At 37.0% G+C, this 11783-nt stretch carries 14 protein-coding genes and 1 pseudogene; 6 read left to right on the top strand and 9 right to left on the bottom strand.

All coding sequences use genetic code 11. From position 1 onward, the window contains the following. Positions 1–288: 288 nt before the first annotated feature. Positions 289–519: a hypothetical protein gene (locus ACTJJ9_RS18895; RefSeq protein WP_095299449.1), complete on the bottom strand. Its 231-nt coding sequence runs from the start codon at positions 517–519 to the stop codon at positions 289–291. 308 nt (positions 520–827) lie between these two features. On the opposite strand from ACTJJ9_RS18895, the gene ACTJJ9_RS18890 reads away from it, so the two are divergent. Both ACTJJ9_RS18890 and ACTJJ9_RS18885 read left to right on the top strand, forming a co-directional pair. Beyond that, entirely contained in the window at positions 828–1364 is a 537-nt protein-coding gene (locus ACTJJ9_RS18890) for a histidine phosphatase family protein (protein WP_145582621.1), read from the top strand. Positions 1365–1475: 111 nt separating this feature from the next. Beyond that, positions 1476–2609, top strand: coding sequence for a DEAD/DEAH box helicase (locus tag ACTJJ9_RS18885; protein ID WP_145582620.1), 1134 nt, complete (start codon positions 1476–1478; stop codon positions 2607–2609). 121 nt (positions 2610–2730) lie between these two features. On the opposite strand, the gene ACTJJ9_RS18880 is transcribed toward ACTJJ9_RS18885, so the two are convergent. From ACTJJ9_RS18880 to ACTJJ9_RS18855, 6 genes and pseudogenes are all read right to left on the bottom strand, one after another. After that, positions 2731–3189, bottom strand: a complete 459-nt coding sequence (locus tag ACTJJ9_RS18880; RefSeq protein ID WP_255451933.1) for a peptidoglycan-binding domain-containing protein — start codon at positions 3187–3189, stop codon at positions 2731–2733. Between the two features lie 99 nt (positions 3190–3288). Then, positions 3289–3810: pseudogene (locus tag ACTJJ9_RS18875) on the bottom strand (peptidoglycan recognition protein family protein); the annotation flags it as partial. 383 nt (positions 3811–4193) lie between these two features. Further along, positions 4194–4391: a YfhD family protein gene (locus tag ACTJJ9_RS18870; RefSeq protein ID WP_095299453.1), complete on the bottom strand. Its 198-nt coding sequence runs from the start codon at positions 4389–4391 to the stop codon at positions 4194–4196. A gap of 79 nt (positions 4392–4470) precedes the next feature. Beyond that, positions 4471–4599 (bottom strand): YfhE family protein, encoded by a 129-nt coding sequence (locus tag ACTJJ9_RS18865; RefSeq protein ID WP_095299454.1) that lies wholly within the window; start codon positions 4597–4599, stop codon positions 4471–4473. A gap of 170 nt (positions 4600–4769) precedes the next feature. Next, positions 4770–5327: a GNAT family N-acetyltransferase gene (locus tag ACTJJ9_RS18860; RefSeq protein ID WP_095299455.1), complete on the bottom strand. Its 558-nt coding sequence runs from the start codon at positions 5325–5327 to the stop codon at positions 4770–4772. Positions 5328–5818: 491 nt separating this feature from the next. Next, a complete protein-coding gene (locus tag ACTJJ9_RS18855; RefSeq protein ID WP_145582619.1) occupies positions 5819–6946 on the bottom strand; it encodes an amidohydrolase in 1128 nt (375 codons plus the stop codon). Positions 6947–7163: 217 nt separating this feature from the next. Between ACTJJ9_RS18855 and recX the strand changes: the two genes are divergently transcribed. Further along, positions 7164–7973 carry a recombination regulator RecX gene (gene recX / locus ACTJJ9_RS18850; protein ID WP_145582618.1) on the top strand — a complete coding sequence of 270 codons (810 nt, stop codon included), beginning with the start codon at positions 7164–7166 and terminating at the stop codon, positions 7971–7973. A 12-nt stretch (positions 7974–7985) separates the two neighbouring features. Further along, entirely contained in the window at positions 7986–8303 is a 318-nt protein-coding gene (locus tag ACTJJ9_RS18845) for a YfhH family protein (protein ID WP_095299458.1), read from the top strand. Positions 8304–8331: 28 nt separating this feature from the next. Here ACTJJ9_RS18845 and ACTJJ9_RS18840 read toward each other — a convergent pair whose 3' ends face one another. Next, positions 8332–8496, bottom strand: coding sequence for a small, acid-soluble spore protein K (locus ACTJJ9_RS18840; RefSeq protein WP_095299459.1), 165 nt, complete (start codon positions 8494–8496; stop codon positions 8332–8334). Between the two features lie 111 nt (positions 8497–8607). Between ACTJJ9_RS18840 and ACTJJ9_RS18835 the strand changes: the two genes are divergently transcribed. Next, positions 8608–8874 carry a YfhJ family protein gene (locus ACTJJ9_RS18835; RefSeq protein WP_095299460.1) on the top strand — a complete coding sequence of 89 codons (267 nt, stop codon included), beginning with the start codon at positions 8608–8610 and terminating at the stop codon, positions 8872–8874. Between the two features lie 234 nt (positions 8875–9108). Here ACTJJ9_RS18835 and ACTJJ9_RS18830 read toward each other — a convergent pair whose 3' ends face one another. Next, on the bottom strand, positions 9109–10089 hold the full coding sequence (locus tag ACTJJ9_RS18830; RefSeq protein WP_145582617.1) for a metal-dependent hydrolase: 981 nt from the start codon (positions 10087–10089) through the stop codon (positions 9109–9111). Between the two features lie 477 nt (positions 10090–10566). On the opposite strand from ACTJJ9_RS18830, the gene mutY reads away from it, so the two are divergent. Further along, positions 10567–11655, top strand: coding sequence for an A/G-specific adenine glycosylase (mutY, locus tag ACTJJ9_RS18825; RefSeq protein WP_145582616.1), 1089 nt, complete (start codon positions 10567–10569; stop codon positions 11653–11655). Positions 11656–11783 lie beyond the last annotated feature (128 nt).

Here is an 11783-nt window from a genome sequence, read left to right as displayed (position 1 = left end):
GACGGGATTCGAACCCGCACTCACAATCCATGATTGTTTAGCTTAGGCTAGGGGGAACACGCTTCCCTACGGAATTTCACCGACAGGAATTCCACCTGTCTCAGCTAATTGCTTTTCGGTGCTTCTGAAACCCTTGCCTTGCGACCCGGTTCTACAATGTTTTCCGGCGCTCTTCCCTTCTGGAGCTACAGAGGCGTTTTTAATATTATATAGGAATATTAGGAAAAAGAGTATTTGTTTTTAAATTCTACTGTGCTGATGTTTGACATCAGCCTTTATTTATCAACACTAATGCTCATAATTTGACACTTTTTTTCTATCATCATAAATAATAGAAAAAGCACGATAATGATTAAGCAGCATTCTCCGTTTAGCTAAAAGCTCTTTGTATTCAATAAATAATTCGGTATTATCTCGATCTTGTAGCCAAGCTGAAAAGGCCTGCTTACATTCCTTTGAAATAGCATCTATTTCAGCCTTTATTTTAGTTAGCTTTCTAACTTCTAGTATTTGTGCCAAACTTTGCCACGCCCTTCCAAATTATTTTCATATAAGAGACTTGTCGTCAGAACAAGGACTATACAATTTTTCATTTGTATTTTGCTAATACCCGGATAAATTTCGTCCTAAACAAACAAAATCGATAAAATAATAAAAAATTAGCGTGTAGAGAATGGAAATTTCCTTAAACAAACGTTTAATTAAGCAGTGATTTTAGCAGGAGATTGTATGTTTATGACGAAATCGAGTACATATACTGTCCCTTGCGACAAATAATTGATAAATTGAAATTATTTCTGGGGAAATATGACGAAAGAGTGTGAGAAATGAAAATTGGTTTAGTGAGGCATCTTAAGGTGAAAAAGGAGAAGCCAACACAATTCATTACTGAGGGTGAATTATTTCAATGGGTGCAGGAATATGATGGAGCTGAAATAGAGGATTATCGAGAACATATAGAAGAGGTAGAATGGGTACAATGTTATTCAAGTGATATGGAGCGGGCTGTAAAAACGGCTAGCTACTTATTTCAAGGAGAAGTTAAACAGATAAAGGAATTGAGGGAAATACCAATCTATCCATTTCATTTGCGAAATGTAAAAATGCCTTTTGTTTTATGGATGTTTCTATTTAGATTTGCTTGGCTGATGAACCATAAAACCCAAAAGGAAGCAAAAGCTGCTGTGAAATGTAGGGTTCGCAAAGTAATTGATCAAATTGAGAGTGAAAATGAGGGAGATACACTAATTGTCAGCCATGGTGCTCTTATGATTTATTTAAATAAGGAGCTAATTAAAAGAGGCTTTATCGGACCAAAACTAACGAGAGCGAAAAATGGAGTCCTTTATTTATATGAAAAATAGGGGACAGTCCCCATAATTAGTTTTGCTTTTCTTGATTAGAAACTGTACGATAGTGAGGACTTAATGAACAATGTTTTAAAGCAATTGTTTTCGTAAAGGAGAAAAATATTGATGACTCAACTGAACTTAATTGAAGATGTAAAGCCGTTTATTCAAGCAAATTGGGAAAAGGCAGGCTTTGCTGAGGCTACTGCGATACAAATAAAAGCAATTCCACTAATCGCCGGTGGGAAAGATGTTATAGCTGAATCACCAACAGGAACAGGGAAGACGTTGGCGTATGTTCTACCATTATTACAAAGGGTTGAAGAAACAAAGAAAAATACGCAAATCGTTATCGTTGCACCTTCAAGGGAATTAGTTATGCAAATTTTTGATGAAATAAAAAAATGGTCTGAAGGAAGTAGTATTACAAGTGCATCCTTCATTGGCGGTGCGAATATTAAGCGTCAGGTTGAAAAGCTAAAGAAGAGCCCGCAAATTGTTGTTGGTACGCCGGGAAGAATTCAAGAATTGATAAAATTAAAAAAGCTTAAAATGCATGAAGTGAAGACGGTAGTATTAGATGAAGGAGACCAATTGCTTACTCCTGAACATAAAAATACAATAAAAGAAATTGTTAAGGCGACACGAAGTGAACGTCAAATTGTTTTAGTTTCTGCGACTTTAAATGAAGGAACAGAATCGAGAGCAAGAGATTTAATGAAAAAGGATCCTGAGATTATTCAGGTGGAGCTTAATGAAGTTCCAATTGGTGATGTTAAGCATGTATACCTCGTTTGTGAACAACGTGAAAAAATCAACTTGCTTGAACGGATAGCAAAGACGGTAAGAATGAAGGGATTAGGCTTTGTAAAGGATATCGGTAATCTTAACGTCATTGCTGAAAAGCTTGATTATAAAGGTGTCGATTTACATCTTTTACATAGTGACACGAAGAAGGATGAGAGAGAAAGAGCGCTAAAAGCAATGAGAAATGAGAATCAAGGACTTTTATTAGCAACAGATGTGGCTGCAAGAGGACTTGATATTGCGGGACTTACTCATGTGATTCATTTTGATTTGCCTGCAAATGTCTCGCAATATGTTCATCGTTCAGGAAGAACAGGAAGACAAGGGGCTTCAGGTACGGTCGTTTCAATTGTAACTGAACGTGAGGAAAGGGAATTAAAGAAAATGGCGAAGGAGCTTAATATTTCGCTGATCCGAAATAGATTATATAAAGGTGAATTAGTTGAAGATTAATGAATCTATAGTAAAACACGCCACTCAATACGAGCAAGCGTGTTTTTTTCTGTGATGTCGGTTCCTGATGTAATAATACTTTATGTTGGAAATGGAGTTGTTATACATCGTTTTTACGATTTTAATCGTCTAGCTCCATTCGCATATATTTTCGAGTATTTGGACCATATATGCCATCATCAGCTAACGCAGCATACATTGATTGAAATCTTCTAACAGCATCTTCTGTATTAGGACCGTAAATACCATCAATTGTACCAGGATTGAAATTGATTTGTTTTAACGCTCGTTGAACTTGTCTTACAGCTTCTCCTTGACTACCTCTTTTCAATACACCTGTAGGTAACGGGAAGTCTGATGCCGAAACCCTTTGATGATTTACTTCTTGAAGCTTATTAAGTGTAATCGGGCCGACTAATCCATCAACAGCTAAACCGTAATCTTTTTGGAATCTCATTACCGCATTTTCCGTTTCCTCCCCAAAATGTCCGTCCGCTCCATAGCGAGGAAGTCGATAACCGGCTTTTATTAATTCCTCCTGAATATCCTGTACAAACGGACCTGAATCACCTTCACCGATCGGCAGCTTTACTGTTGTTCCTTTTACAACAGATGCGGGTGGCTTCGATGTTGTTGGCGGCTTAGCAGGTGTTGTTGTATCAGGTGGGTTTGAATTCCCGAAATTTTGTAATGCTTCTGCAACATCATCAATAAATACTGACCAAGAAATCCCATGATTACGCAAAACATTAATCGGATCAGTACGCCTTGATGGGTCTAATGTTGCGTGTGCGATAATATCATTTCTCGGGTTTAAGTTAAACTTGTCACAAAGGTATGCATGATACCATACGTAGCGGGCATAGGCTTGTTGAAAGTTAATTTTTCCGCCATGGCATAATTCAACACCTATTGCGGCATCGTTTGCGTTTACACCATATCTTCTATTATCACCTGTTACGTTTGAACGGACGTGCCAGGCCTTTTCTGTTAAAGGGATAATCTCCAAAATATATTTATCATCAATAAAGGCGTGTGCTGAAGCGGATGGTTGCTGCCTGTCAAAATAGTTGCGATTGCCGTAAGCAGTTGAGCCCGGATTGCCGGTATCATGACTGACGATAAAGCGAACAGTACCGATACGTTGACCTGAGCGGGAGTTACCAGTGCGTATATAGTCTCGTGTAATCTCGTAAACCAACGGATAAACACCCCTGTCATTTGATTTTACAAACTATTACGCTTTATTGTATGAACGGAGCTAGTAAATGGTGAGACCCGATTTAGTAGACAGGAAGTTATCCACAATTCCCACAACTAATTTATATTAGATGGTTACTGAACTGAATATATTGTGGATAAAGTTATGTATGTACATCAAGGTTATGAACAGTTTATTCACAATATCCACAAATTTACCAGTGTATTTATCCACAAAACATAAAAGGATTATCCACAATAGTTAATAAAAGTTGACAAAAAGAGAGTATCGACTATTTTATGATAATACGAAAGTTAGAGTTGATAGGAAAAAAAATCCAATAACGTTTTGAGGCTGTCTTATAATGGACAGCCTCGTGAATATTATTTCCGTTTTTTCTTAGCCTTTTGACGCTGGTCAGCAGCTTTTGCTCTTGCTTGTGCTTCAATATCGTCTTGATCAGCTAATTCTTGTGAAAACTCTTGATCAATTCCATCTCTTTTTAAATTTTTCGGTGTTTGTGGCAATGTATTTGTATTTTTATCACGTGAACCATGACTATGTTTATTTCCGCGACCCATGAAAAAAGCCCCCTAAAATAATATTGAACATATCGTTCAAGTTTAGGTTGGCTTATTTTCAGAAAATCATGATTGGAAATTAGTGTTGACGTTTACTTATGTATCCACCTGCACGGTCAGCCATTTTAAATTCGCGTTGGTATGTTACTTCTTGGCTACTAGATAATGTTGATTTTGTTCGATCTCTTCGCTTTTTTTCATTTGCCATCGTTATCCACCTTCCAAACAAAATTATTCATCATTAGTTTGGACATTAGAGATGATTTTATTCAAAAATTTTCCTGGAATTTTAATTGCTGTCCTTCTGTCGTTAACTAGCTTGTCTTAAAAAATAGCATGTATTATATAAAAAAGATGTGGCTAACATATCCACATCTTTTAAGCTTCTTTAAGTTGTTGATCATCCATTTCCGTACCTTGTTGATACGTATAAAAGGTATAACGATCCTTTGTGATTTCAAAAAGATTGTATAGATCTTCACCGTTGTTAATTTGCTCAAGTAATGCAGCTCTTGTTTCATTTGCATTTACTACATATGGAAGCTTTTCTGCTGCCTTCGTTGAACGAATATTTTGTTTGCGAATACGTAAAAAGATCGTTTCAATATCTAGCTCATAAAATAATTCATGAAAAAAAGCATCCTTGGCAAGCTTGTTATAGCCTTTGCCATGGTATGGTTTTCCTAACCAAGTTCCTAAAAATCCAGCTTTATCCTGAATATCAAATAAGCTTATCGTTCCGATTGGAGAGCCCCATTCGTCTAAAATGGTACGTGAGATTAATTCACCACGTTCTTCAGCCTCAATCGTTTGTTTTGTAATAAATAAATATTCATCAATCGAATTTGTTTTATGGCGCACAAAAGGGAAGACATCAGGGTGTACCATAAGTTCATAAAGTGCATGACTGTCATGAATATCACGTTTTTTTAGCATCTGGATCCCTCCAATATGAGGGCAGACCCCACGTGTATGGTTGTCTCCACCCTCGAAATTTTTTTATGAAAGCTATAAAATCAAAAAATTTCGGGGTGGGAATCGAACCCACTAGAACCAGTAAAGCTGGTGGCGCACCATTTGCCTTCCCATTACTAGATTTAATTGTCTAATCATCAGTTGATCGTACTAATTCTCCTAAAGGATATAGTACCTCCTAGTTATGAACATTGATATCTTCATGAAGTATAATACGTCAATTTAAATAAAAAAGATACACCTTTTTTGTCGAATTTCAAAAAAAAAATATGTATCTTAGAATAGTTGTTGAAATCTAGCGGATTGGTAATTTTTAGAATAATTATTTTTGATAATTCTAGCAATTTAATGTGTTAAAAAGGTAGAGGGCGTGAAATGGATTATGATCATAATTTAACTAGTTTCGTTATTGAGAGACCAGATCATTATAATATTAAAATAATAATTTTCTGTTAAATTTGATAAACGATTTCACCGTTAATCATCGTTAGCTGCGGCTTTGCAAAATAGTGGAAGGGGTGATAATTCCAGAGAACTAAGTCAGCGTCCTTTCCGACCTCAATACTCCCGATTCGATCTTCAACCTTTAAATTTCTTGCTGCAGCAATCGTAATTCCTTCAAGCGCCTTTTGCTCATCAAAGCCTTCACGCACAGCAATGGAGGCACAAATATTCAAGTATTGAATTGGTGTGTAAGGATGATCGGTTGTAATTGAGACTTCAACACCTTTTTCTGATAATGCTTGATAGGTGGTCCAGCTTTTATTTTTTAATTCTATTTTTGATTTTCGCGTTAACGTTGGCCCGATACAAACCTTTACTTGTTTCCCGACTAATTCATCAGCAATTAAATGTCCTTCTGTACAGTGTTCAATCCGATAGTCGAGGTTGAATTCCTCGGCAAATCGAATCGCACTCATAATATCATCTGCACGATGAGCATGAATTCGCACAGGGATTTCTCTGCTTAAAGCCTTTTTAAGAGGGATAATTCGAAAATCTTCAAAGTCATCACTATACTTCGCTTTGTAAAACGCTTCACGAAGCATCCCCATAATGCCCATTCTAGTAATGGATTCTTTATTTCCATGGCTATGCATCCGTTTTGGGTTTTCCCCGAGTGCGATTTTTAACCCTGCCGTCTCCTTTAAAAGCATTTTTGAGATGTTTTTTCCGAAGGTTTTAATGACAGAGGTTGTACCGCCAATTACATTTGCACTTCCTGGCATAATGTGACATGTAGTAATACCGTATTTTATTGCATCAGTAAAAGCAGGATCTAAAGGGTGAACACCATCTAATGCCCGAATATGTGGTGTTAATGGTTCAATCGTTTCGTTTGCATCATTGCCTGCCCAGCCTGTTCCTTCATCATATAATCCGATATGAGTATGAACATCAATAAAGCCAGGGAACAAAAAATGATCCTTGCAAGGAATGACCTTCATTTCCGTGGTAGCATCTATATTGTTTTCAATCGCGATGATTTTGCCATTTTCTACAAGGACATCTGTATCATATAAAACATTTGCTGTAACTGGATAAACAGTAGCTTGCTTAAATAAATATGTTTTTTTCATAAAAAACTCCATTTCAAAGGTTTTCGTTACTTTTTCTTATATGAAATTGCCTGCATATGTATTCAGTTTTTTTACTACAGAAGTTTTTTCAGTTCATGGTAAAATAGGAACAACAATTCCTATTAAAAACGTTTATACTACTATATACCCTGTAAAAGAGAGAATTCCTTGTATGTTTGATAAAAAAGTACAAGGGTAGTGAAAGGAGGTTATAGATTTGGCAATTATTACGAAAATCACGACCCAAAAGCAATCAGATGACCGCTTTAACATTTTTTTGGACGATGGTAACGGTGAAAGGTTTGCCTTTAGTGTTGACCAGGATGTTCTGATCAAATTTAATTTAAAAAAGGGCAAAGAGCTTGATGAATTTGATATTATTGAGATTCAATATGGTGATGAATTAAAAAAGGCGTATAATAAAGCTTTAGACTTTCTCAGTTATCGAATGCGCTCAATGAAGGAAGTCGAAGATCATTTAAGAAAATATGAATATAATGATGCAATTATTCAAGAAACAATTGGCAAGCTAAAGGATAATCGTTATGTTGATGATTTAGAATTTGCGATTGCCTATGTGAAAACAGGATGGCAAACAAATGGTAAAGGTCCAACTGTATTAAAGCGAGAGCTAGAAGCAAAAGGGGTCGCTAGTCTATTAATCGAACAAGCTCTTGAGCAATATGACCAAGAGGCACAAGTGGAAGAAGCGATTAACCATGCAAACAAATTGCTGAAAAAGAATCATAATCTCTCAACTGTTTTGTTAAAAGCAAAGCTAGAGCAGCATTTGTTACGAAAAGGTTATTCTTATTCAATTATTTCAATTGCTTTAGAAGAGGTTCAATTTGAACAGAACGATAATGAAGAAATGGAAGCTTTAATGAAACAGGCCGAAAAGGCGAAAAGGAAATATAGCCATGAGGAAGATTATCAATATAAGCAAAAAATGAAGCAGTTTTTATATAGAAAGGGCTTTTCAATCGAATTAATTGAAAAATATCTTAATGAGGGATTAAATGAGTAAGGGGATATAGTCATGAATCAGAAACGATATAGTGAAATGACGGAGTATGAATTAAAAACAGAAATTGGTCTGCTAAAGGAAAAGGCACGAAAAGCGGAGCAATTAGGGATTATTAACGAATTTGCCGTGTTAGAGCGGAAAATTACGATGGCGCAATCATACTTATTAAATCCTGATGATTATAAATCGGGTGAGGTTTATGAAATTGAAGGGGACCCTGGTGAATCGTTTAAAATTGATTATATGAATGGAATTTTTGCCTGGGGTAACCGATTATCGACACCAGGTGTAGAAGAAGCTTTACCGATCTCAATGCTCGTAAAAAAATAAAACAGGGGGACAATCCCCCCGTAATTGGTTAGGAGTAAGGATTTTCTCGTTGTCCAGAGGCTCTCATTCGCTCCTGTGGATGGGTATTTGTCGTTCCATCTGGTCGTTTTGAAGCATATTCTGCTTTCGCTCGCGGTTCCCCTTCTAATTTATTATCACCGTGATAAGGGAAGCCCTTTTCCTTGTTACGCATCAAAATCCCTCCCCAATAAGTCATCAACTTCAGCAAACGTGAAGTGTACAATTAGTATGATGCTTTCATCATGTGAATATAAGTAACGAATCCTTCCTAGAGGTGAGAATAATGGAAATCTATTTTGAACGATTAACAAATGAATTATTGAGTAAAAACAAAACACTATCCTATGCTCAAGCGAGAACTTGGGTTGAGCTTTTATGGGAAGATTTTGAATCAACTCAGGCTAAAGCAGGAAGAAAATATCGAGGGCAGGAGATGACAGAGCAAGTCGTCAGACAGATGATCACGAATTATGGAGAGAAGCTACATGAATTTATCGCAACAAATCCAAAATATAGTCATTTATTAAACGACGATTATTTAAAGCATTAACATTTGTTTAATTAATGGCTATGGTAAAAGATGATTGTTTAGTTGTTAATTGGAACGGATATATGAGACTCTCGCTTAGAGTAGCGTGCAGGAGGAGACCCCTACAGGAGTGGAGAGCAACAGGGAGGTTCGCAGACCGCCTATGGAAAGCGAATGCCTCATGGTGAAATCAACAACTTAACGTAACTGAAAAAATGGGCAATCCTTTAACGGATGCCCATTTATTACGATTATTTATTCGGGAATGAGCTCAAGCTTTTTCCGAAGCTTTTCTTCACTGAAAATCCAGCCTGTATACGAGCTGACAATATTTAAATTTGTATCGAGCTGAACGATTGCGACAAATGGATAATAATTTTTGCTGCGATAGCGTAAATCGATAAAACGGACTTCATAGTGATCGGAGAATTCCTCAACCTCCCAGCGATAAACCGGAGAAAAAGATAAAAAAGCGGAAATATTTTTATCTTTTTCAGCTGCTTTCATGACATCTGTTTGGGGGACAGGGACTCGTTCGAATTCATCCAAAAAATGAATTGTTCCTTCAACAGCTCTTGCTACATGAAATCGATCTTTTGTCGTAATCGCGATATGCCATTGTCTAAATTTCATTGTAGGTGAAATCGTTATTTGCTCGATGTCATCAAGAAGCTCGTGTAATTGATGAATAATTTGTCTTTGCATAAAAAAGCGAACGATGTAATAGACAATTAAAACGGCGTATACACCTAAAAAGGTATAACCAGGAGGTGCGCCAACTAACCAAATGATAATTCCGACGATATGTGCTATAAAGATAAAAGGGTCAAACGTATTAATCATTCCTAATGCAACCCATTTTTTTGAAAACGGCCGTAACGCTTGTGTGCCGTATGCATTAAAAATGTCAACAAATACGTGAAGGACTATCGCAAAAAGTGTCCATAGCCATAAATGCAATAAATTGCTTTCTGGGAAAAATATTGTGATCATTCCCGTGATCAGAACAGACCAAATAAAGATGGCTGGAATCGAATGAGTAATTCCACGATGATTTCGAATATATCTTGCGTTATTGCTAAGTTTAAGAATTGTATCGAGATCAGGAGCCTGAGAACCAAGAATCGTTCCAAGCATGACAGCATGTGCTGTTGGATTATCAATTCCGACAACAGGATCTAAAGTTGCAAGTCCTCCTAATGCGATTCCCATCACGATATGTGTTCCGGTGTCCAAAAATGTAACCTCCTAGTATTTACTCATAAGGTGAATTGTGAGTATTAAACGAAATGGAAATTTTCCTTTTTTATTGTTTCCTAACATAAGGTTTTCAATTGAATGTATATGTACTCATCCTGTCCAATGTGAGGAATTCTTATTACTTTTCATAAATCTTGAATGGCAATTAAATAAATTCAAAGATTCATTCTATAGTTTGGCTGTTTTTGTATATTTTGTTGCTTGAAATTTTTTATGTGAAGCATCTCGGGTGATTTAGATTGTAGGTGCTTTTGTTTTCAAAAAATCTTTATAATAGACTATTTCGTAAACTTTGTATCTTTTTGGTAGTCGTTTTGGTTAATTCTCTCGTGCGGTGCTCACTTATCAAGGGAAGGGGCAAGCCTTAACACCTGTGGGGTCTCGCACTTACGCTCTTTTCGACCTCTACAAAGTTTTGCTATAACAACATTATTTATTATCGGGGGAAAAGACATGAACGATATAAAGGAAAAGCTTCACGGCTTTTCGGTTAATGAATTTCAGCAGGATTTAATTAATTGGTTCCTTGCTGAAAAACGAGATCTTCCTTGGCGGAAGGATCAGGATCCGTATAAAGTTTGGGTTTCTGAAATTATGCTTCAGCAAACTCGAGTAGATACAGTTATACCTTATTTTAACTCATTTATAACAAAATTTCCTACAATTGAAGCGTTGGCTGATGCTGATGAGGAGGAAGTATTAAAGGCGTGGGAAGGATTAGGTTATTATTCCCGAGTAAGAAATCTTCAGGCCGCCGTCAGAGAGGTTAAGGAGGTTTACGGTGGTGTTGTTCCTAACAACCCAGAGGAATTAGGTAAGCTTAAGGGAGTTGGCCCATATACGAAAGGGGCAATTTTAAGTATTGCTTATAATATTCCAGAACCAGCAGTTGATGGGAATGTGATGAGAGTCATCTCAAGAATATTATCAATCTGGGAGGATATCGCGAAACCGAAGGCGAGAAAGCTATTTGAAGAGGCGATTTATAAACTAATTGATAAAGAGGACCCGTCATCCTTTAATCAAGCGCTAATGGAATTAGGTGCTCTTATTTGTACACCGACTTCACCATCTTGTTTATTATGTCCGGTACGAGAGCATTGTTCAGCCTTTGAAGAAGGTGTCCAAGCTGAATTGCCGATTAAAAGTAAGAAAAAGAAGCCTAAGCCATTACAAATGGCCGCAGTTGTTCTTTACGACAACGAGGGCAATCTTTATATCCATAAACGACCTTCAACAGGGCTACTCGCAAACCTATGGGAGCACCCAAATGTCGAAGTTACTCAATCAAAATCAAAAACATATAGGGACCAACTTACCGAGTACCTTGAAAGCGAATATGAAGCAAAAGTCAACCTATCCGAACTTATCGGAACAGTTGAACACGTCTTCTCCCACCTCATCTGGAACATATCCGTCTACAGCGGAGAAGTAAAAAACAAACCAAAAGAAACACTAAAACGCATCACAAAACAAGAACTAGAACAACACGCATTCCCCGTATCACATCAAAAAATAACAAAAATGTGGGGAGAACATTAGGGGACAGTCCCCCACCCAAGCGAAACACAAGGAAATGAGTGGTCATCTCAATCGTTGGGGGACAGTCCCCAAAGAGTGTGAACCCAGTAAAATCAAGGGGATTTCACTATAAAGTGGGGGAATGGGGA

The sequence above is a fragment of the Metabacillus sp. 22489 genome, from assembly GCF_052044855.1.
Taxonomy (GTDB): Bacteria; Bacillota; Bacilli; order Bacillales; family Bacillaceae; genus Metabacillus; species Metabacillus niabensis.
The sequence above is the reverse complement of the archived record's forward strand: the minus strand, read 5'-3'. Positions and strand labels throughout refer to the sequence as shown.

Bases quoted from the DNA above. Each gene is read 5' to 3' on its own strand.
- ACTJJ9_RS18890 (WP_145582621.1), top strand. From the start codon at position 828: ATGAAAATTGGTTTAGTGAGGCATCTTAAGGTGAAAAAGGAGAAGCCA.
- ACTJJ9_RS18885 (WP_145582620.1), top strand. From the start codon at position 1,476: ATGACTCAACTGAACTTAATTGAAGATGTAAAGCCGTTTATTCAAGCA.
- ACTJJ9_RS18870 (WP_095299453.1), bottom strand. From the start codon at position 4,391: ATGGGTCGCGGAAATAAACATAGTCATGGTTCACGTGATAAAAATACA.
- ACTJJ9_RS18865 (WP_095299454.1), bottom strand. From the start codon at position 4,599: ATGGCAAATGAAAAAAAGCGAAGAGATCGAACAAAATCAACATTATCT.
- ACTJJ9_RS18860 (WP_095299455.1), bottom strand. From the start codon at position 5,327: ATGCTAAAAAAACGTGATATTCATGACAGTCATGCACTTTATGAACTT.
- ACTJJ9_RS18855 (WP_145582619.1), bottom strand. From the start codon at position 6,946: ATGAAAAAAACATATTTATTTAAGCAAGCTACTGTTTATCCAGTTACA.
- ACTJJ9_RS18845 (WP_095299458.1), top strand. From the start codon at position 7,986: ATGAATCAGAAACGATATAGTGAAATGACGGAGTATGAATTAAAAACA.
- ACTJJ9_RS18840 (WP_095299459.1), bottom strand. From the start codon at position 8,496: ATGCGTAACAAGGAAAAGGGCTTCCCTTATCACGGTGATAATAAATTA.
- ACTJJ9_RS18835 (WP_095299460.1), top strand. From the start codon at position 8,608: ATGGAAATCTATTTTGAACGATTAACAAATGAATTATTGAGTAAAAAC.
- mutY (WP_145582616.1), top strand. From the start codon at position 10,567: ATGAACGATATAAAGGAAAAGCTTCACGGCTTTTCGGTTAATGAATTT.